This is a genomic window from Cohnella sp. GCM10012308 (genome assembly GCF_042649185.1).
Classification (GTDB): domain Bacteria; phylum Bacillota; class Bacilli; order Paenibacillales; family Paenibacillaceae; genus Cohnella.
The window spans coordinates 144179-165834 of sequence record NZ_JBHRYU010000012.1 but is presented as its reverse complement, the minus strand read 5'-3'; the positions used below and the strand labels follow the sequence as shown (position 1 = coordinate 165834).

11 protein-coding genes are annotated in these 21656 nt (G+C 59.5%); 6 read left to right on the top strand and 5 right to left on the bottom strand.

Annotated elements, in window-relative coordinates; translation table 11 throughout:
• Positions 1 to 18 precede the first annotated feature (18 nt).
• The 4 genes from ACFOTD_RS15695 to ACFOTD_RS15680 form a co-directional block, all read right to left on the bottom strand.
• A complete protein-coding gene (locus ACFOTD_RS15695; RefSeq protein WP_378120310.1) occupies positions 19 to 1008 on the bottom strand; it encodes a zinc-dependent alcohol dehydrogenase in 990 nt (329 codons plus the stop codon).
• Between the two features lie 428 nt (positions 1009 to 1436).
• Entirely contained in the window at positions 1437 to 2867 is a 1431-nt protein-coding gene (locus ACFOTD_RS15690) for an extracellular solute-binding protein (RefSeq protein WP_378120308.1), read from the bottom strand.
• 167 nt (positions 2868 to 3034) lie between these two features.
• Positions 3035 to 4753: an assimilatory sulfite reductase (NADPH) hemoprotein subunit gene (gene cysI, locus ACFOTD_RS15685; protein WP_378120306.1), complete on the bottom strand. Its 1719-nt coding sequence runs from the start codon at positions 4751 to 4753 to the stop codon at positions 3035 to 3037.
• A gap of 29 nt (positions 4754 to 4782) precedes the next feature.
• A complete protein-coding gene (locus tag ACFOTD_RS15680; RefSeq protein ID WP_378120304.1) occupies positions 4783 to 6624 on the bottom strand; it encodes an assimilatory sulfite reductase (NADPH) flavoprotein subunit in 1842 nt (613 codons plus the stop codon).
• A gap of 270 nt (positions 6625 to 6894) precedes the next feature.
• On the opposite strand from ACFOTD_RS15680, the gene ACFOTD_RS15675 reads away from it, so the two are divergent.
• Genes ACFOTD_RS15675 through arsC form a run of 3 tightly spaced genes read left to right on the top strand, consistent with a single transcriptional unit; the run spans position 6895 to position 8957 of the window.
• Positions 6895 to 7209, top strand: a complete 315-nt coding sequence (locus tag ACFOTD_RS15675) for an ArsR/SmtB family transcription factor (RefSeq protein WP_378120302.1) — start codon at positions 6895 to 6897, stop codon at positions 7207 to 7209.
• A 14-nt stretch (positions 7210 to 7223) separates the two neighbouring features.
• Complete coding sequence (locus tag ACFOTD_RS15670; protein WP_378120300.1) at positions 7224 to 8516, top strand: arsenic transporter; 1293 nt, start codon at positions 7224 to 7226, stop codon at positions 8514 to 8516.
• A 15-nt stretch (positions 8517 to 8531) separates the two neighbouring features.
• A complete protein-coding gene (gene arsC, locus ACFOTD_RS15665) occupies positions 8532 to 8957 on the top strand; it encodes an arsenate reductase (thioredoxin) (RefSeq protein ID WP_378120298.1) in 426 nt (141 codons plus the stop codon).
• A 77-nt stretch (positions 8958 to 9034) separates the two neighbouring features.
• On the opposite strand, the gene ACFOTD_RS15660 is transcribed toward arsC, so the two are convergent.
• A complete protein-coding gene (locus ACFOTD_RS15660; protein ID WP_378120296.1) occupies positions 9035 to 12808 on the bottom strand; it encodes a cadherin-like beta sandwich domain-containing protein in 3774 nt (1257 codons plus the stop codon).
• 272 nt (positions 12809 to 13080) lie between these two features.
• Between ACFOTD_RS15660 and ACFOTD_RS15655 the strand changes: the two genes are divergently transcribed.
• From ACFOTD_RS15655 to ACFOTD_RS15645, 3 genes are read left to right on the top strand one after another with little or no spacing between them, the layout of a single operon-like run.
• Positions 13081 to 19794, top strand: coding sequence for a DUF7507 domain-containing protein (locus ACFOTD_RS15655; protein ID WP_378120294.1), 6714 nt, complete (start codon positions 13081 to 13083; stop codon positions 19792 to 19794).
• A complete protein-coding gene (locus tag ACFOTD_RS15650; protein WP_378120292.1) occupies positions 19791 to 21470 on the top strand; it encodes a hypothetical protein in 1680 nt (559 codons plus the stop codon). Before ACFOTD_RS15655 ends, ACFOTD_RS15650 begins: the two co-directional genes overlap by 4 nt.
• Entirely contained in the window at positions 21463 to 21630 is a 168-nt protein-coding gene (locus ACFOTD_RS15645; protein WP_378120291.1) for a hypothetical protein, read from the top strand. Before ACFOTD_RS15650 ends, ACFOTD_RS15645 begins: the two co-directional genes overlap by 8 nt.
• Positions 21631 to 21656 lie beyond the last annotated feature (26 nt).

Here is a 21656-nt window from a genome sequence, read left to right as displayed (position 1 = left end):
CGCTCCTCTCCCTCCGCTCTAATCGAAGCGGACGACGATGCCCATTTTATTCTGCGGCGCCGAGGCATACTGCCGGTACAGCTCGGGCAGCTCGTGCATCGAGACCCGATCGGAGATCAGCGACCGGATGTCGATGCGCTTCTCCTGGATCATCCTCAGGAAATCCTGCACGTTGCGTCCTTCGGTCCAGCGTACGTATCCGATCGGATAGTCGACGCCGCGCTGCTCGTAGTCGGGCTCGTAGCGACCGGGGCCGCCGGCACGCGAGATGTGCACGCTCGCTTCCTTGGAAAAGAGCAAGTCCCGGTCGAACGCGGTGCCCGTGTCACCGACGATGACGACCCGTCCGCGGTCGCGCAGCCATCGAATGGAGTCGTCGATCAGGCTGGTCTGCCGGCTGCTGGCGCAAACGAGCACAGCGTCCGCGCCCAAGGCGCCCGTCGTCTCCTGCAGCGCTTGGGCCACCTGCTCGCCGTCCTTGCAGGCGTGCCGGATGCCTGAGGAGACAAGCATCGCTCTTCTCTCTTCGAAGGTCTCCAAGCCGATCACACGATAATTGGAGGCATGCGCGATTCGCGCGATGATCTGGCCCAGTATGCCTACGCCTACGACCAGCACCGTTTCTCCGAACTTCAGCTCCGCTTGGCGGAGCGCATGCACGGCGATCGCGCCGAGGCCGCTGAACGCCGCCTCCTCCGGCGAGACGCCGTCCGGCACGGGGACGGTCAGATGCTTGGGCGATAGCATCACCTCGCGATGCGCCGGACTGCCGTAACAGGCGACGCGCTGTCCGGGTACGACATGGTTGACGCCCTCCCCCGTCTCAAGGACAATGCCGGTCGCGCTGTAGCCCAGCGCCGCTCCGGGGTTCGTCCTGATCATGAGCAGCTCGGTACCGATGCTGACGGACGAGTAATCGATCCTGACTTTGACATGCTGCGGTTTAATCTCGGGTTCCGGCAGATCGACGACTTCCGCTGTACCGTTTCGGCTCTTGATCGCTCGCATATGCGCCTCCTGGTTTATACTTGATTTACATGTTAATCATTGTCAATCTCCAAATAATTGTTTTGATGTACATCTGATGTACTGATTATACACAGCTAACAAAAAGACCGTCAACCCTAAATCGTCGATTGCGCATCTTTTATGAACCCTCCACATTTATCGCGCGGCGCCTTTGTCATGAATGCGGTAACATGCAGACGTATCAATCGTGTAATCGCTATCAAAATGTGGACAGTTTTTTCCCCGATTCTTCTCATCGAAGCGACCGTCATCCACTGCTTCATTCGCCGTACATGACGATCTATGGATCTTTATACGGAGCAAATAGCGCTTTATGGGCGCCTTCAAAAAATCAAAACAACAAAAAAACCGTTTCTATGTCATCAAAATGACATTAGAAACGGCCTCTGATGTATAATTTCAAAATCTTATCGGTGCGAATATTCGCCAGCTGATGTATTCGCTTGTCCAGGCTTTAACCCTTTGCCGTACAGCTCCTCCAGCTTGAGGCGAAGCGTATCCGCATCGATCATATCGGACCAGTACTCCTTCAGCCACTTGGTGAATTGCTTGAGATCCTTGATCTGAAGCCCCAAATCCCGGTGGTATGAAAAGGACGGAAACATCTCGCGGAACATGGCATATCGCGAAGGCTGATTCCGGCCTTCCGCGACCTGCCTTTCCGCAGATGCCTTGCGCGCAGGGATGCTTGCGGTTCGCTCGCGGATGACATTTTGCGCGTCTGCCGAAGCCAGGAAGTCGACGAATCGCCGCGCCGCCTCCTTCCATTTGGAATGCCGGACGAGCGACATGCCGATGGAGAGCAGCAGCGTCCGCTGCGGATCGCCTCTCTGCAGGCTCGGCAGCGGACAAATATCGTATTCCAGCGGCAGATGCGCGAATTCGTTCAAGTTGAAGTACGTGCAAAGAATGACCGATACCTGGCCATCGGCGAAAAGCTGCACGGTCTCGTCGTTGCCCTGCGCCCAATAATTCGGGAACACCTCCCGGTTGCCGATCAGGCCGTCCAGCGCTAGCAGCCCTTTTTGCAAGTCGTCGCTTCGCTCCCGCGCGATTGCGCCGTTCGGGCGGCGGTTCATGCCCTGCAGCAGGAACGCGGGATAACGGTTCTCGGAGGCGGGCAAAAAATAGATGCCGTGGCGTCCGCGGGCCTTGGACAGCCGCGTCGACTCGCGCAACAGGTCGCTCCAGGTCCAATAACTGTCCGGCTCGTGGATGCCGGCTTCCCGGAAGTGCCGCTTGTTGTAGCAGAGGACGACCGGCGAGAAGGAGATCGGCTTCGCGTAGCTGGCGCCGTCCACAAAAAACGCCTCTTCGGCGATCGGATAAATCTCCGGGTCCGATTCCAGCTTTTCGAGAAGCGGAATCAGCCCTTCCTCGGTCCACTCCTGGAACTGCGGGCTGTTGAACGCGACGACGTCCAGCAGGCCGTTATCGATCATCTCCTGCGCGGATTGGGCGTAGCTCAGGTGATTAAGCGTAATTCTGCGGACATGGATACCGGGATTGCGACGGCCGAACTCCGCGATCAGATCGTCGATCAGGAAGTCGGTGGTGAGCGAGATCGGACAACCGAAGTTAAGCGTGATCGATGCCTTCGGACGCGGCGTCACCATGCTGCCGACCCGGTCGATCTTCTGGATGAGACCTTCCTCCACCAATTGATCGAGTCCCTTGCGGATAGACTTGTTGCTCAGCTGATACTGCTTGGCGAGCGCGCTCTCGGCAGGCAAGTACGTGCCTTCCTGCCGGATGCCGTTTATAATATCCGTGCGGAGGACATTCACGAAATAATCGAGCCGTTCCTGGAAAGAGGGGCGATCTGATTTATAACTCATGTATATTTCACCTGTCTCTCTCATCTTGAACATCAGCTATATTCTCAGCCATTTCATAGGAAAAGTCAACGCGGCAGGCCATAAAAAAGACCCGAGGCCAGTATCGCTTAAAGCGAACCGTTCCCTCGGGTCTCTATCTTACCGTTCATCATAGCCTTGATTGGCTGTTATTCGTGGAAATTCGTGCCGTCGGTCGTCGCCGCGATGACGCCCGAACGAATGACGAAGTCGCCGAAGTGCTCCCCGCTCGTTCTTTCCTTAGCGTACCGCGGAAGCAAGGTGCCCAGCTCGCGCAAGATTTCTTCCTCGCCGATGTTCTCCCGGTACATCTTGCTCAGACGGCTGCCGTCGAACGCGGCGCCGAGGTACATGTTGTACTTGCCCGGCGCCTTGCCGATGAACCCGATCTCGGAGAGCGCGTGACGCGCGCAGCCGTTCGGGCAGCCGGTCATGCGGATCGTGATCTCTTCGTTGCGCAGACCGGTCTCGTCCAGAATGCCGTCGATCTTGTCGATCAGCACCGGCAGATAACGTTCGGCTTCGGCCATCGCCAGTCCGCATGTCGGCAGCGCGACGCATGCCATCGAGCTCCGGCGCAGACCGGAGTACTGCTGAACGTCGATCAGGCCGTAACGGCCGAGCAGCTCGGTAATCTCTTCTTTTTTCTGCGGCGTAACGTCTGCTATGATGAGGTTCTGATTAGCGGTCAGGCGGATGTCGCCGGTGTGCACCTTGGCGATCTCGCGCAATCCCGTCATCAATTCGAACCCTTCAAAATCCGCGATCCGGCCGCCCTGGATGAACATCGTAAAATGCCACTTGTCCCCTACGCCCTGCACCCAGCCGTAGCGGTCGCCGTTGTCGTTGAAGTGATACGGCTTGGCCGCTTCGAGGGACCAGCCGAGGCGGCTATGCAGCTCGGCCTTGACGTTGTCCAGACCAAGGCGGTCCACGGTATATTTAAAGCGCGCGTTTTTGCGCTGCGACCGGTTGCCATAGTCGCGCTGGATCGTAATGATCTTCTCCGCGACGTCGTAGATCTGCTCCGGCTTGCAATAACCGATGACCTTAGCGACCTGCGGATAGGTCTCCTTGTCGCCGTGCGCCATGCCCATGCCGCCGCCGATCGCGACGTTGAAGCCGGCGAGCTTGCCGTCCTCCACGATCGCGATGAAGCCGAGGTCCTGGGAAAAGACATCGATATCGTTGGACGGCGGGACGGCGATGCCGATCTTGAACTTGCGCGGCAGATAGAGCGGTCCGTACATCGGCTCGTATTCGTCCTGCTCCGGCGTCGAGGCGACCATCTCTTCGTCTAGCCACAGCTCGTGATACGCTCTCGTCCGCGGCAGCAAGTCGTTGCTGAGCCGCTTGGACCATTCGTATACCTCGGCGTGAATGTCCGATTGGTACGGGTTCGGGTTGCACATGACGTTACGGTTGACGTCGCCGCAAGCGGCGATCGTATCGAGGAGCGACTGATGGATCTCCTGGATCGTCTTCTTCATGTTCCACTTGAGGATGCCGTGCATCTGGAACGTCTGGCGGGTCGTGAGCTTCAAGGTGCCGTTGCCGTATTTGCGGGCGAGCTCGTCCATGACGAGCCATTGGCCCGGCTGGGCGACGCCGCCCGGCATGCGGACGCGCAGCATGAACTGATAAGCCGGCTCCAGCTTTTGCTTTTGCCGTTCGTTGCGAAGATCCCGGTCGTCCTGCAGGTAGCTGCCGTGGAACTTCATAAGCCGGTTGTCGTCGTCCGAAATGCCGGAGCTGATCGGCTCCAGCATCGAAGCGGCAAGCGTACCGCGCAAATAATTGCTCTCTTGCTTAATGCGCTCGACGTCGCTGGGATTGCCTCCCGGCGCGCTTAGTTTATTTTCTGCCATGCTGAACGGTACTCCCCTCTATCTCGCGATCAATATACGTCCCGTTGGTAACGGTGGCTCTTTTTCATTTCGGTCAGGTAGGCTTCGGCTTCCTCGAGGCTCTTGCCGCCTTCTGCGGATATAATCTCCGCCAGCGTCTGATGAACGTCCTTCGCCATGTTTTTCATATCGCCGCAAACGTAGAAGACGGCGCCCTTGTCGAGCCACTCGTACAGCTCCTTGGCATGCTGGCGCATGCGGTGCTGCACGTATACCTTCTCGTCCGTGTCGCGCGAGAATGCGACGTCCATGCGCGTCAGCACGCCGTCCTTGATCCAGCGCTGCCATTCGGTCTGATACAGGAAGTCGGTCACGAAGTGCTGGTCGCCGAAGAACAGCCACGAAGGCCCCGTCGCGCCCGTCTCCTCGCGCTCTTGCATGAAGGAACGGAACGGCGCGATGCCCGTGCCCGGTCCCACCATGATGATCGGCGTGCTTGGATCTTCGGGCAGCTTGAAGTGATTGTTGGGCTGCACGTATACCGATATCTTGTCCCCGGCTTCGAGACGTTCGGCGGTCTGCGTGGAGCAGACGCCCTTGCGGGCCCGCCCGAACGCGTCGTAGCGGACCGCGCCGATCGTCAGATGCACCTCGTCCGGATTCGCGGTCTGGGAGCTCGCGATCGAGTACAGCCGTACCGGAATCTTGCGAAGATGCGAGACCGCGTCCTGCGCGCTGCCTTGCAGCGGGCCGTAATCGCGGACGAAGTCAAGCAGATCGCGTCCTTTGACGTATGCCTTGACGGCTGCCTCGTTCCCTGCCGCCGTCAGTTGGGCCAGATCCGGGTTAGTCGCCAGCGGCGCCAGCTTCTCGAGCAGCGCCTTAGTCAGGACGGTGATCTCCAGGTTTTCGATCAAGGCGTCGCGCAGCGGGCGCTTGTCGCCTTGTTTGCCTACGACCACTTCGGCCTGCGGATCCCACTTCGTCTCCGCGAGCAGCAGATCGACGAGCTCCGGATCGTTGTGCGGATAGATGCCCAGCGCGTCGCCGGCTTTGTATACAAGGCCGGAGCCTTCGAGCGAAAGCTCGAGATGGCGCGTTTCCTTATTCGAGCCGCGGCCGTTAAGGTTAATGTTCGCGAGCACCTCCGCCTCGAACGGGTTGGTCCGGGAATAGGCGGATTCCGCCGCAGGCGCACTAGGCGCGCTTGGCGTCTCGGCCGTCGGAGCTGCAGTAGGCGCTGCGACGATGCCGGCGCCTCCCTGCGATTCCGTCAGGCGCGTCAATACCCCTTCAAGCCACCCCTTCGTCGGCTCCTCGAAGTCGACGTCGCAGTCGACGCGATCGTGAAGGCGCGTGGCGCCGAGCGCCTCGAGTCGCGCGTCGAATTCCTTGCCTGTCTGGCAGTATTGCTCGTACGAGCTGTCGCCGAGCGACAGCACCGAGAACTTCACCCCTTCGAGGCGAGGCGCGCGCTTGCTATGCAAAAATTCGTGGAAGGAAATCGCATTGTCCGGCGGCTCGCCCTCGCCGTGCGTGCTGATGACGACGAGAAGCTGTTCCACCTTTTTGAGCTGGTTCGTCTTATAATCGCTCATCGAGGACAAGGTCACCCGGAATCCCTTTTCCTCGAGCATTTTAGCCGCTTTTTTGGAGATGCCATGGCCGTTGCCGCTCTGCGAGCCGTACAAAATCGTAATATCCTTGCTCACTGGCGCCGCGGCCGGCGAAGCGGCCGGAGCGGCTGCGGCAGGCGCCGCCTGCGTCGAAGCGGATGCGATCAAATACCCGCTGAGCCAAATTTTTTGCGCGTCGGTCAGCCCCGGCAGCAGCTTATTCAGAAGATCGGCCTGTTCCTGGCTGAACGGACTGTTGGTTGCCTGCAATTGCAACGTTCTCCACCTCACGATAGTTCGAATGACGAATGACGGCTCCGGACGCGCCGAAGCCGCGCCGCGCGATTCATGATCCTTTTGAAAACTATACCACATGTATCGCGCCAAGAGGATAGATGCGAATATAAGGATTTTTGATAGCCATTATAAAATCCGGAGGAATGCTGTCGAATTATTAATATAATTATTTACTTATATAAATGTTTGAATATATAATGACTACGAATAAACGACAATGAAATGCGCATGGGAAAGGAGGAAATGCCGATGGCGTCAATCGAAGAAATGTCCGATACGCTCAAGCTGCTTTCTGACAAGAGCCGCCTTACCATTCTGGCGCTGCTCAAGCATAAAGAAATGTGCGTCTGCGACATTGTCGAGATTCTCGCCACGACGCAGCCGAACGTGAGCCAGCACTTGAAGAAATTGAAAAGCGGCGGGTTGGTCCGCGAGACGCGCAAAAGCCAATGGATTTATTATGCGCTGGATATCGCAGACAAGCCCTATCTGAACCCGATCATCGAGCAGTTGCCCTCCATGAGTATGCAGATCGAAGCCGCAAAACCGCAAGCTTGTACATAACCTGAGGAGGATTTATGCTGGCGATCGCTTTTATCGTTTTTTTAGTCACGCTCGTGTTCGTGATCTGGCAGCCCAGAGGTCTCGGCATCGGCTGGTCCGCGTGCGGCGGCGCGTTGATCGCCCTGGCGTGCGGCGTCGTCGACTTCGCCGACGTCGGAGACGTCACCCGGATCGTATGGAACGCCACGCTGACATTTGTCGCGATCATCCTCATCTCGCTCGTGCTCGACGAGATCGGCTTCTTCGAATGGGCCGCGCTCCATGTGGCGAGAGCGGCAAGAGGAAACGGCAATGTCATGTTCGTATACGTCGTGCTGCTCGGCGCCGCGGTGTCCGTCTTTTTCGCGAACGACGGAGCCGCGCTCATCTTAACGCCCATCGTCCTCGCCATGGTAAGAGCGCTCAAGTTCGACGAGCGAATGATTCTTCCCTTCGTGATGGCCAGCGGATTTATATCCGATACGGCTTCGCTCCCGCTTGTGATCAGCAATCTGGTTAACATCGTATCCTCCGATTACTTTGGCATCGGATTCGCGGAATATGCGGGACGAATGATCGTGCCTACGTTGTTTTCCGTCGGCGGAAGCTTGCTGGTTCTCTACTTATACTATAGAAGAGGAATTCCGAAAACGTACGATTGGACCCAGGCGCGGCCGCCAGCGGACGCCATCAAGGATATGCGCCTGTTCAAAATCTCATGGATCGTCCTGTCCGTCCTACTTCTCGTATATTTGCTCAGCGAATATATCGCCGTACCCGTATCGGCCATCGCCGGAGCCGCCGCCATTATATTCTTGCTCTTGGCCAGGCAAAGTCCGCACATTCATACCGGTAAGCTCGTTAAAGGCGCGCCATGGGCCATCGTCTTTTTCTCCGTCGGCATGTACGTCGTCGTGTACGGCCTTCGCAACGTCGGTTTGACCGACGAGCTGGGAGACGTCTTCGCGTGGGTCGGCGAGCGGGGCTTGTTCGTGGCAGCGGTCGGCGCCGGCTTCATCGCAGCCATCCTTTCCTCCGTCATGAACAACCTGCCGACGGTCATGATCAATGCGCTCGCCATTCAGGAGGCGCATGCAACCGGCATCGTCCGCGAAGCGCTTATTTACGCCAACGTCATCGGGTCGGATCTCGGTCCGAAGATTACGCCGATCGGATCGCTGGCTACGCTGCTGTGGCTTCACGTGCTGTCCGGCAAAGGCGTAAAAATCACTTGGGGCGCCTACTTTAAAACCGGCATCATCCTTACTGTTCCCGTCTTGTTCATCACCCTCTCGGGCCTGTATCTCTGGCTTAAAATAATCGGATAGCAAAGGAGCGTCGCAATGAACGAAAAACCGCTTGTCTACTTTCTCTGTACCGGCAATTCCTGCCGCAGCCAGATTGCGGACGGATATCTGAAGGAATTTGGCGGAGACCGCTACGAAGTTCGCAGCGCCGGTCTTGAAGCGCACGGTCTCAATCCGAGAGCCGTTCGGATCATGATGGAAGACGGCATCGACATCGGCGGCAATCGTTCAGACGTCATCGATCCGGAGCTGCTTGACCGGGCGACCTACGTAATCACGCTGTGCGGTCATGCGGACGAGCATTGCCCGGCAATCCCTAACAAAGAGGTCGTCAAATGGCACTGGGGGTTCGAAGATCCGGCCAAGGCGACGGGGACAGAAGAACAAATTCTTGCGCAGTTCCGCGCCGTTCGGGATGCGATCAAGGCTCGAATTCATACATTCGTTCGGACCGAGGCTTAATTTGCCGAGAAGCCGGAGACAAAAAGCCGCTCCTCCTTTTTCAAGGCAGGAGCGGCTTGCTATTGAATCCGGTCGGTTTATGGCGTGATTTGGACTTCGTAAACGAGCGGCGGTCTTCCGTACTTGTTGACCAGGACGTAAGCGCGGGCACTGTCGCCCTCAAGCGGGATGCGGTAAATTCCCGACCCTTGCGCGGTGGCGTTCACCCATTCCCAGATGCCGCCCGGCTTCATCAGATATACGCCGCCGATATAGGTGTCCGAGAGATCGGCAACCGGCGTCAGCATGACTGCCGTCGATTCGGCCGGCGCCTGGCTTAGCCAGCGCGTGGACCGGGATACGTCCCGAATAAAGGAGACCGGCGTCCCGCTTGAGACGGCCGTCCCCGTCAAGCTAAGCGAGTACCCGCTCGGCTCGTCGTCACCCCGGTAAATATCGATGTCGTACACGTCGACGATATTGCCGATCCCGAGTCGGCTCACGCGGACGGTGACACGGTTCCAGCCTTCTGAGAGCCCGGCAAGGTAACCGCTGCCGTCATTGGCGATTGGAACGCCGCCCGATTCGACTTGGATGGTGCTGTACGGTTCCGCGGCTTCGAGCTGCAGACGGATCTGAGCGGTGCCGGCAGGCACTGAAGCGATAAAGGCGTTCATTCCAGCCATGAACACCGGAATCGTCGCACCGTCCGACATCGCGCGCGGGGTGTACAAAGACAGGGAGTTGATATACAGCTTGATTTGAACGATATAGTTAACCGTCGCTCCCCCGCCGTTATTCCACGCGTATTCGATTTGAATCCGATTTTCGCCGTATCGGAGATTCGTCAGCGCTACGGTGCCCGCGGCTGCGATCAGGTCGATATTGCGGGGCGTGCCCTGCAAGTCGCTATAACTCAAATTCGCCGCCTGGACATCGTTATCGAAGTGATAAGTCAGATCGAGCGCGTCCGGCATAGCGTCGATATACTTGGCAAAGACAAACGTATTGGATCCTTGCGGAGACTCGCCCATGTAATACGGGTCGACCGGCGTACCGTTGTTTGCCAAGCTCCACTGATCCAGTCCGGCCAGCGTCGGGGCAGGCTGCTTAACGAGTATGGACACGGTAGCGGGCTTCGAAATGTCAATACCGTTGGAAACCGTATACTCGAAGGTAACAAACCCTTGCGCATCGGCCGCCGCTTGATATTGGAACGTCCCGTCCGGATTCAGTGTCAGCGAACCGAACGCCGGCCCGCTCCCCGATACCAAGGCATAGGTGAGCGGCAATCCGGCAGGATCGCTGCCCGCCAGTTGTCGGTTCAAAGCTTGCCCGGCAACGTTATCCCAGCTGGCGGCACCGGCCATGATTACCTTTTTGACGGTCCAGCTGTACGTATTCGATGCCGTTTGATCTGCGGAACGCAGGCGGAATTCGATCGTCGTGTCGCCGCTCGCGCTTAGCGGGATCGTGTATCTGCCGTTCGAGTCCGGCAACACATTCTGATTGGTGTCCATCCGATATACGGACAAGTAGCGCCAATAAGGATCGTTTTCCGGAAACGAAATCGTGAACGTAACGCTGGATTGCGCGACGGCCGCTTCCGAGTTCATGCGCAGATTGGAATCCGGCGTCAGGAACGCGCCCGGCGAACCGTTTTCGAACAACCTGACGCCGCCCAGCGCCGCGCTGCTTCCGCTGCCAAGCGGGATCCGGTCGAGCGCCAGCGTATAGTTCGCGGTCGTTCCGCCCTCGGAGCGAATGCTCGCATGCAGCTCGGTAATATCGGAAGTCAGCGATATCGGCGCCCCGTCCCCGAAATTGTAGGACGTGCCATTGAGCACAAGCGTAGAACTGCTGTCGCCTGGCCAGAAATAAAGCAGACCTTCAGTCATCGCGGCGGGCACGGTCGCCTTAAACTTGCCGTCCTGTTCGAGGAACGCGCCGAAACTGCGCTGTCCGTCCGAACTTTTGATCGACAAGCTCGACAAATTCGTATTCAGCGACAGGCGTTTCGCGTTTAGCGTATAGGTTTTGGTCTTGCCGCCTGCCTTGGCCGCGATGGCGATCGAGTTGTTGCCGGTCTGGAGCGGCAAGCTGAAGCGCCAGGAGACATCCGCCACGTTCGTCGTCAAGGCGCCGATAAGCGCAGGCATTGCGGTTACGGCTGTCCCGTTCACCTGGATGTCGGGAGCTTCCGCCGCTTTTAGCGTCATTTCCAATGAAGCGATATCGCCGGGCACGCTGAACGGCGTCGACAGGCTGACGCTTGCGAAGTCGATCTGAAGGCTGCCTGAGCCAACGGCAATATCCGCTACGCCTAGAAGCTCCCTCGCGATCGAGATGTTATAGTGGCGCGTGAGCGATCGGTCCGGCGACACTACTTGAACATCGATGGCATTCGCGCCGTAGTCCAACGCCAACGTCCTGGCCCCGCTTGTGAGCGATTGCTCGTTTACGGCGATCGCCGCGGCCGAATCCAGCGCGACTGGTCTAATCTCTACGCTTGCTACGCTGCCGTTGACGATCGCCGAGTAGTTCAGCTGATTTTGCGAGAAGGCCGGGTTAATCGCGACGCCGGAAACGGCTAAGGAAGCTAGTCCCGCTTCGGAAGAGGGCGCCGGCGCCGTAACGGGTGCAGCAGCCGGCACGCCGGAAGAGTTCTGGTTCGACGTCTTATCCGTCAAAAACTGCTGCTGCTGAGACTCGTTCAATTGCGACAGCAGCGCGGCCTCCGCCTTCGCCTGCGCTGCCGCTGCCGCTTGCTTGTTGGCGGCCTGCTGAGCCTGCTTCGCTTGCTCGATCGTCTGCAGCCGATCCGCGAGCCGATCTTGTAGCGCCTTGAGCTTCGCCGCGTCACCAGCTGCCTGCTTTTTGACAGCTTCGACTTCCTGCTGCTTGGCGGCTTCCTGCTTTTGTATGTCCGCTTCCGTCAGCTGCAAATCCGTTTTGTCGAGATTAAACGTCGTCCGCTCTTCCCGCTCGATCTGCCGCAGCTGCGCGAGGTCGAGTTTTTTCTGCTCGATCGCCTGCTTCGCGAAAATGCCGGATAGGTCGAGCGTATTTTGCCTGAATCGGGCCAGATCCTCGGCTGTCGTCCCTAGCGAGGTAGGCAGCTTGTCCTGTGCGAACCGGACGGCCATCTCCCGATTTTCATCGTCGATTTTTTGCTTGCTTCGAAGGAGCGAGCCGACGACTGCCTGCGGCATTCCCTTCACAAGCTCGCCGATGTTCATGAGCGTGACCTGATCGGGTACGACCGGGCCGCCGTCCGGACGCGCCGTGATCTCCTGCGTCGGATACAGGCTCAGCGCCTTCTGTCCCGCGGACGCTTTTCCTGTTTTCGCAAATTGAACGACGCCGGACAATACGGCCGTCGTCGTCGAGCCCGACGCGGGATTCACGGCCGCATAGAAAGCCGTTCCGCGGACGCCCATGACCGCCGTCGGCGTCTCCAGGCGGAAGTCGTCCTCCTTGCTTTTGATGGACTTCACGTCAACCCAGGCCGTCCCTTTCAGCATGCTTACTTTGGTGACCGTTCCTTTTTTATCCGACAGCTTCGAAAAGGTGAGCGTCGTATGCTCGCCTACGCTGAGCAGGTCGTCTTCGGTCGTACCGTTCGCGAATTGAAGCTCGGCAGCGCCGTCGCTCCCGGTCATGAGCTTGTCCCCTTGGTTCAGGCTCAGCTTCGCAAACGCCTTGAACGTCTTGGCGCCGCCTGCCTTTTGTACCTGCACGTCGCCGCTCAGCGATCTGATCACCGCGATGCGCGACGATGCGGCCGCGTTGGCGGACCCGCCGAACGACGTCAATACAGGCACCCCGATCAGCAAAAATACGAGCGCGAAAATCCCCCAACTACGAATCATGGCTACACTCCTTTAAGTTGCGTGAACCGCGGCAGGGTCACATCGCATCATCCGCCTGAAAATATTGTCACAATCACTCGATTATAATCGAAAAACTGGAAATTCATCTATATGGATTTTTACGAAACAAGATCTTCGGTCCAGGTCCTTCGCACCTCGGTAAAATTTATAGGTGGACGAACAATTCTCCGCCTTATCTCTCATATAGTTCAAATAATGCGCAATGCACGCCGGCAAGCGCGCATTGTCATCGCTAATGGGTCGGAAAGGAGGTGTTCCCAATTCCGCTTATCGTCCGGGCGACCTTCAACGCGACGGGCGCCATTACGTTCACCGGCAATACGCTCGGGCTCAGCCGTTCAGATACGGCTGGCGTCCCCGGCACGCTGGACAGCATCGGGGCTTTTACGACGACGAGCGCCGCCTCGCAATTCGGTACTTATCCCGTTGGTACGACAAGCAATTATTTAGTCAACAGCGCCGCGGCCGTCCTCGTCCTCCCTGCGGGTAGTACCGTGCTGTATGCGGAGCTGATCTGGGGCGGGACTTATGTCAACGGTAACGTCAACCTGACCGCGGCCATCAATAACCCGGTCAGCTTGACGACGCCGGCAGGCACGTTCAGCATCTCGCCCGATGCGGCAACCGCCAACTCCGTCGATCTGGGCAACGGCGCGTTGGCTTACGTGCGCTCCAATAATGTCACCTCGCTTATTCAAGCGGGAGGCGCCGGAACTTACGTGACCGCCGGCGTCGTCGGCACGATCGTCATCCCTGGCGACGGAACGGCGAACCACGCGGGCTGGACGCTTGGCGTTATTTATCAGAATCCGACGCTGCCGTTTCGCAACATGTCGCTGCGGGCCGGGGCGGTGCTCGTTCAAGCCTCGTCGGGTCCCGTCAATACGACGCTCACCGGCTTCGCGACGCCGATCTCCGGCGCGCTGGGCGGCAGGGCGCTGTTCAGCGCGCAGGAGGGCGACGCGAACCGGACCGGCGACCAGGCGCTGTTCGGACCGACGGCTTCTTCCCTTGTCGCATTGTCCGGACCTAATAACTTCGCGGCCAACTTCTTCGCGTCGCAAATCAACAACGATCTCGGACAGTTGAATACGACGGGCACGTTCGGCACGCGAAACCAGGTCAACGGCGCGCCCGGCTCGAATATCGTAGGCGGACGTCAAGGCTGGGATATTACCAACGTCGACGTATCCGCGCGTCTGGTGAACAACCAATCTTCGGCCGTGCTCAGCTTGACGACGTCCGGCGACGCTTATGTCCTGAACGGCAACGCCATCCAGGTCGACATCAACGCGCCGATCATCACGGTCTCCAAGAGCTCGAATGTAACGGGGCCGATCGTGGGCGATACCGTGACGTATTCGGTCACGGTCAGCAACTCCGGAACCGCCAGCGCGGCAAGCGTCGTGCTCACCGACGCCCTGTCGCCCGGCGCGACCTTCGTCGCGGGCAGCGTCGTCGTGGCTGGCGTCTCTCGCCCGACCTTCGACATCACGACCGGCGTATCGCTCGGGTCGCTGGCGCTCGGCACTTCGATCACGACGACCTACCAGGCTAGAATTACTTCGCTGCCAAGTCCGCAGCAATTAACCAATGTCGCGAATGCCGCCTTTACGTTCCAGAGCGTTGCCGGCGGTTCGATCATTTCGGGCGTCATTCCGTCGAATACGTACACGATCCCCGTGTATTCGCCGGTGCTTACGATGACCAAGACTGCGAGTACGGCCAATGCGACGGTCGGCAGTCTGGTGACATACACGGTCTCGATCGCGAACTCCGGCAATATCGGCGCGACGACGACGTTTTTTGACAATATTCCGGCCGGCACTGCATTCGAACCGAACACCTTCCGTCTGAACGGCGTCGTCGTTCCGGGCGCGAATCCTGCGACGGGCGTCGCCATCGGTACGATCGGGGCGGGCGCGACGACGAACGTCAGCTTCCAGGTGCGCGTCAATGCGCTGCCGGCCCAGTCGCAGCTCGTCAATCAGGCGACGAGTACGTATACGTTCCAGCCGCCGGATTTGCGAACCGTTTCCGGCTCCTCGTCCTCCAATACGGTTACCGTTCCCGTGAGGCTGCCGAACGTATCTGTCGTCAAAAGCGCCGGTCTGACGGATGTCGCGGTGGGCGAGACGCTTACTTATACGTCGATCGTCGCCAACAACGGCACCGAAGCGATATCGAACACGATCTTCTCCGATGCGCTGCCCGGCGGGACCTCGTTTGTTGCGGGGAGCGTCGTCGTGGGCGGCACTTCGAGTCCTGCCGCTTCGCCAGCAAGCGGCATCGCGCTCGGCACCCTTGCAGCCGGAGCTTCGGTTACCGTAACCTTCCAAGTGCGGGTCGTGTCGCTGCCGAATCCTGCACAGCTGAATAACCAGTCGTCTGTCTCATATAGCTCCGGCACATTTAACGGCCAGTCGCTGTCCAATACGATAACGACGCCGGTCTATCAGCCGATCGTCACCGTCGCGAAAAGCGCGGACCGTACGAACGCCACGGTTGGGGACACCATTCTATATACGCTAAACGTGGCGAATTCAGGCAATATCGCCGTCACTCAAGCAACGCTCACCGACAATATTCCGGCAGGCTCCACCTTCGTGTCGGGCAGCGTCACCGTAGGCGGCGTATCGCAGCCTGCCGCATCGCCGCTGACGGGCATTCCGATCGGCGCGATCGCGGCGGGCGCCTCCGTGTCCGTGACCTTCCGCACGCTGCTTAACTCGCTCCCCACTCCGCCCACGCTGGTGGACCAGGGCGCCGCGGGCTACACGTACCAGCTGCCAAGCGGACGTACGCTGTCCGGCACGGCGGCATCCAATACGCTGACGATCGGCGCCTCGGCACCGAACGTCTCCGTCACGAAGTCGGTAAACCTGGCGAACGCGGCGGTCGGCGATACGGTCGTCTATACGATCGTCGTCGCCAACAATGGCATCTCTGCCGTCACGAATGCGATCTTGACGGATCCGGTTCCGACCGGCGCCAATTTCGTGCCAGGCAGCCTTACGATCGGCGGCGTGGCTCAGCCGACCGCCAATCCGTTCGCCGGCGTCCCGCTCGGCACGCTCACTCCCGGCGTACCCGTCACTGTCGTTTTCCAGGCAACCGTCGTCTCTTTGCCGAATCCGGCCCAGCTGTCCAATCAGGCGACCGTCGGCTTCACGTCAGGGGCATTCCAGGGCACTTCGGCTTCCGCGCCGGCCGTTACCGCCGTATTCCAGGCTGCTTTGTCGCTCGTTAAATCCGCAAGTGCGACGCGCACGACCGTAGGGGATACGTTCACCTATTTCATTACGGCCTCCAATACAGGCAATACCGCAGCGCAAACGACGATTACCGACATTCTGCCGCCGAGCCTTACGTTCCAGACCAACAGCGTCATCGTCGGGGTCGTTCCGACGCCCGGCGTGAATCCCGCCACGGGCATACCGCTCACCGTCGGTGCCGGGCAGACCGTCGTCGTCAGCTTTGTCGTCACGATCAACTCGCTGCCGGCGTCCCAACGCCTGGACAATCAAGCCTCCGCTTCGTATACGTACACGCTGCCCGGCGGCAGGCAGATTCCAGGTTCCGCCGTATCCAATGTGCTGTCCGTTCCGGTCTCCGCACCTGACGTGCGCGTCGTCAAAGCAGTCGCGCCTGCGTCTGGCATCGTCGGAGATACGCTGACGTTCAGCTCCGTCGTCACAAACAACGGGATCACTGCGGTGAACAATATCGTATTCAGCGATCCTCTTCCGGCGAACGTCTCGTTCGTGCCCGGAAGCGTGTTTGTGGGCGGCGCCGCGAGGCCGCTCGCGAATCCGACATCCGGCATTATAATCGGAGCCTTGGCCCCCGGCGCTTCGGCTACCGTCACATTCGAGGTGATAATCACGATGGCGATACCGTCTCAAATTACCAACCAATCGACGGTCAGCTTCACGTCCGGCGTCTTCTCGGGCACGTCGAATTCGAATACGACCGTCACGCCCGTGTACCAACCGCAAATCGCGCTCGTCAAAAGCGCAAATACGAGCAACGCAACCGTCGGCGATACGATCGTATATACGATAACCGCCACAAACTCGGGCAATTTCGGCGCAAGCGTCACCGTTACCGACACCATCCCTGCCGGTACCACCTTTTCGTCGAACAGCGTCATCGTTGACGGCGTCCCGCAGCCCGGCGCCACCCCGACGACGCCGATTCCGATCGGTATCGTCGTCCCCGGACAGACCGTCGTCGTGACGTTTGCCGTCGTCGTCACTTCCCTGCCTTCGCCGCAGCAGCTGTCCAATACGGCATCCGCCGTACTAACCTACGTACCGCCGGACGGACGCACCATCACGCAGAACGTGACGTCCAATACCGTCACGTTCCCCGTATCCGCACCGAATGTGTCCGTCTCCAAGACGACGCCTTCGACTTCGGTCGCGCTGGGCGACACGGTCACGTATACGGTGACCGTCCTGAACAGCGGCATCGCAGCCGTCACCAGCGTCCTGTTCACGGATCCGGTCCCCGCCGGCACCGCATTCGTGACCGGCAGCGTGATCGTAAACGGCGTTCCCGCTCCTGCGGCGATACCTTCGGGCGGCATTCAGCTCGGCACGATTGCGCCAAGCGGCACCTCGACGGTCGTTTTCAGCGTAACTGTCGTCTCGGTACCGAGTCCTGCGCAGATCGGCAACCAAGCTTCCGTAAGCTTCTCATCTGGCGCCTTCTCAGGGACGACGTTCTCGAATACGGTCTCCACCCCCGTCTTCCAGCCGTCGATCTCTGCCGCGAAGTCGGCCAGCACGGCCAACGCGACGGTCGGCGATACGGTTACCTATACGCTTGTGGTGTCGAATACGGGCAATTACCCCGCGACGACGACCTTGACGGACAATGTGCCTGCCGGCACGATCTTCGTGCCTAACAGCGTCATCATTAACGGTTTCCCGATCCCCGGCTCCGATCCGTCGACGGGAATCGCGCTAGGCCCGGTCGAAGCCGGCGGCACCCGCACGGTCATGTTCTCCGTCGTCGTCGACACCTTGCCGTCGCCGCAGCAGCTCGTCAATCAGGGAACGGCCTCGTATTCGTTCACGCTGCCCGATTCGCGCACGCTGACGGGATCTGTCCTATCCAATACGGTTACGATTCCGGTATCCGCGCCCAATGTCGCCGTATCCAAGAGCACGCCGACGACATCGACGACACTCGGCGATACGGTCACGTATACGACCGTCATTGCGAACAACGGCATCGCCAGCGTTAACAACGTTATTTTCACCGATCCGTTCCCCGCGGGAACGGCATTCGTACCAGGCTCGCTGACGGTCGACGGCGTCGCCCGTCCTGCGGCAAATCCGGCGACTGGCGTCAGCATTACGACGATCGCCGCAGGCGCGACGACTACGGTGGCATTTAACGTGACGGTCACTTCGCTGCCGCCGTCGCAGACGTTATCCAACCAGTCGACGGTGACGTTCACGTCCGGCGCGTTTTCCGGCGTTACCTTTTCGAATACCGTCACGACGCCGGTCTATATACCGATCCTGTCCGCGGCCAAAACCGCCAACACTTCCAACGCTACGGTCGGCGATACCGTCGCTTATACGATCACGCTGTCGAACACCGGGAATTATCCCGCGAACGTTACGGTAACGGATAATATCCCTGCCGGAACTACGCTCGTGCCGAACAGCGTACTGATTAACGGACAGGCGGCCGCAGGCGCAGATCCATCCGCGGGCATCCTCGTGCCCGGCGTCGCCACGACGGCAACGGTCGTTTTCTCTGTCGTCATCGGCTCCCTGCCGCCCGGTCAACTGCTTTCTAACCAAGCTTCCTCCACGTACGTTTATACGCTTCCTGACGGACGGCTATTCGGCGGCTCTTTTCTTTCAAACTTGCTCGTCGTGCCGGTCAGCGCGCCGAACGTCGGCGTAGTGAAGACCGCCTCGGCGACCGACTCCGTCGTGGGCGACAATCTCGTCTATACCGTCGCCGTGCAGAACAACGGAATCGAAAATGTCAACAACGTGGTTCTGAGCGATCCGACGCCAAGCGGCGCCGTCTTCGTCCCCGGCAGCGTGCTCGTCGACGGCGTGCCCCGGGCGAACGCGAATCCGCAGGCGGGCATCTCGCTTAGCTCGATCGCGCCGGGCGTCACGGTTACCGTATCGTTTACGATTAACGTCACTTCGCTGCCGGTTCCCAATACGCTCAGCAACCGCGCATCCGTCAGCTTCACGTCCGGCGCATTTTCTGCGACTACGTTCTCCAATACGGTCGATACGCCGGTGTTCCAGCCGATTATCGGCATGCTGAAGTCCGCGAATACGACGAACGCTACCGTTGGCGATACTGTTCTCTATAGCATCAATATTACGAATACCGGAAACTTGGCCGCCGACCTGACGGTGACGGATACGATTCCTGCCGGCGCTGCCTTCGTGCCGAACAGCGTCCTGGTAAACGGCGTGCCGCAGCCGGGGGTCGATCCGTCGAACGGCGTGCCTGTCGGCCTTGTGCTTCCCGGCGCCAGCGTGAACGTGACCGTCAACCTTGAAGTAACCGTTGACGCGCTGCCTTCTCCGCAGCAGTTGTCCAATCAGGCGACGGCGACCTACACGTATTCGCCGCCGGACGGCCGCGTGCTCACCGGAAGCGCCGCATCGAATACGCTCGTCATTCCGGTGTCCGCGCCGAACGTCGTCGTAACCAAGAGCACGAACGCCGTCGACGCCATCGTAGGCGATGTCATCACGTATACGATCCTGGTAACGAACAGCGGTATCGAGGCCGTTAACAATGTCGTTATCGTCGATCCCGTCCCCGTGGGCACGGTATTCGTTAGCGGCAGCGTCACGGTCGACGGCGCCGCACGGCCCGCAGCTAACCCGAATACGGGCATCGTAATCGGCCCGATCGCGGCCGGTGCGACCGTTACCGTTACGTTCCAGGTCAGGGTCGTAACGATATGACGCCCCTCCTGCCGGATCCGTATTTGCGCAATCAATCGCATGTCCGGTTCACGTCGGGGACTTATCCGTCCGTCACCTATTCCAACGTCGTTTCGATTCCGCTATACGGACCGGCGATCTCCGTCAGCAAGACGACGGACGCTGCGAAGGCCGAGCTTGGATCCACGATCGTGTACCGGCTGACCGTCGCCAATGGGGGCAATGCGCCGGCCGATACCGTGCTGTACGATCCGCTCCCGGCCGGCACGTCCCTCGTCTCGAACTCGGTTCTGCTCGACGGCATGCCGCTGCCCGGCGCAGATCCGCCTGCCGGCATCCCGCTCGGCACCCTTGCGCCCGGCGGGCAAGTCGCCGTAACGTTTCAGCTTATCGTGACCGCGATTCCCGACTCGCGAGAAATCTCGAACCGGGCGCGCGCAGCGTTCGAATTCGCGACTCCGGACGGCAGAACCTCCGGCGGAGAGGCGGAGTCCAACGAAGTAACGATAACGGTCATCGGCGTCAAGCTGTCGGCGATGGTCGGCACCAGGTGGAGCCAGACGTTCGCCGGAGACGTTGTGTATTACGATGTCGTCGTGATGAACGAAGGATCGGCGCCTGTCTCCGGCGTCAATGTCGTCGTAGCGCTCCCGCAGGGCTTGACCTTCCTCGCGGGCAGCGTCACGGTCGACCAGGTCCGCGCGCCCGGCGCTTCGCCGTTGTCCGGCGTCGAGGTCGGGACGATTGCCGCTGGAGGGTCCGCGATCGTTACGTTTGCCGGGCAGGTCGGAGACCTGCCCGACGGCAGCGTCCTGCAGGTGAACGCCCTCGTCTCCTATTCGTCGTCGGGCGAGTCGTATTCGACCGGCACGAACACGGTTTCCGTCGTCGTCGTTAAGCCCGAGGTATCGCTGACGTTATCGGTAAGCCCGAGTCAAGCGGCGCCTGGAGACCCGATCACGTACACGCTGGTCGCATACAACGCTTCGCGGATCGCCATCGAAGCGACCCTTCAGGATTTGCTGCCTGGCGGGCTGACCTTTATCGCCGGCAGCGTAATCGTCGCCGGGCAGCCCGTTTCTTCGGCTTCGCCCGCATCGGGCATAGCGCTCGGCACGATCGGACCGGGCGGCAGCGTGACCGTCACCTTTCAAGCGCGCATTCCATCGCTCGCCAGCGGTGCCGACATCTTGCCTTCCTATACGAATCAAGCACAACTGATCTATGCGTTCCGATTGAACGACGGTCGGGCTGTGCGAGCGGTCACGGCATCCGGTACCGTCGTTACCGTAACCGTAGCTCCATTGATCGGCATATCGGTAACAGCCAAGCCCGCCGAAGTCTTCCCGGGCGACGAGATCGTTTTCCGGGTCGAGGTGAAGAACACGGGCAATATCGCGGCATCCGTCGTGGTGGAAGGACTGGTTCCCGCGGGAACCCGGCTCGCGGGTTACGGCATCCAGGTCGACGGCACGCCCGTCGCGATCTCGCTGGACGGATCCGCCGTATTAGGAACGCTGGACCCGGATCGGATCAAACGGATCGGCTACCGCGTGATCGTTCCCGACAACACGATATTGGAAATCATCGAAGGATTTTTGACGGCGAGGTTTACGTTCTCGTTGAACGGCCGGGAGCACGCCGGCGCGTCGCAATCGAACGAGTACAGGGTGCTGGTCGAGGGTAGCGATGAATGAGCGCCTCATAGGGGAACAAGCAGAATTCGAATGCAAAAAGCACGCCGAGGATGCGGCGTGCTTTATTGCGTTCGGCGTGCCCGAGCCTATCGAAAGCTTGGCGGGGGCCGATAACCTGCATTTATACATCTATTTTCCGCCGATGCGCGAATCGGGATGAAAAGCCTGCAAATATGCAGGTATATT

Excerpts from the sequence above, each read along its gene's own strand:
- ACFOTD_RS15695 (WP_378120310.1), bottom strand. The coding sequence starts at position 1,008 with ATGCGAGCGATCAAGAGCCGAAACGGTACAGCGGAAGTCGTCGATCTG.
- ACFOTD_RS15690 (WP_378120308.1), bottom strand. The coding sequence starts at position 2,867 with ATGAGTTATAAATCAGATCGCCCCTCTTTCCAGGAACGGCTCGATTAT.
- cysI (WP_378120306.1), bottom strand. The coding sequence starts at position 4,753 with ATGGCAGAAAATAAACTAAGCGCGCCGGGAGGCAATCCCAGCGACGTC.
- ACFOTD_RS15675 (WP_378120302.1), top strand. The coding sequence starts at position 6,895 with ATGGCGTCAATCGAAGAAATGTCCGATACGCTCAAGCTGCTTTCTGAC.
- ACFOTD_RS15670 (WP_378120300.1), top strand. The coding sequence starts at position 7,224 with ATGCTGGCGATCGCTTTTATCGTTTTTTTAGTCACGCTCGTGTTCGTG.
- arsC (WP_378120298.1), top strand. The coding sequence starts at position 8,532 with ATGAACGAAAAACCGCTTGTCTACTTTCTCTGTACCGGCAATTCCTGC.
- ACFOTD_RS15660 (WP_378120296.1), bottom strand. The coding sequence starts at position 12,808 with ATGATTCGTAGTTGGGGGATTTTCGCGCTCGTATTTTTGCTGATCGGG.
- ACFOTD_RS15650 (WP_378120292.1), top strand. The coding sequence starts at position 19,791 with ATGACGCCCCTCCTGCCGGATCCGTATTTGCGCAATCAATCGCATGTC.
- ACFOTD_RS15645 (WP_378120291.1), top strand. The coding sequence starts at position 21,463 with ATGAATGAGCGCCTCATAGGGGAACAAGCAGAATTCGAATGCAAAAAG.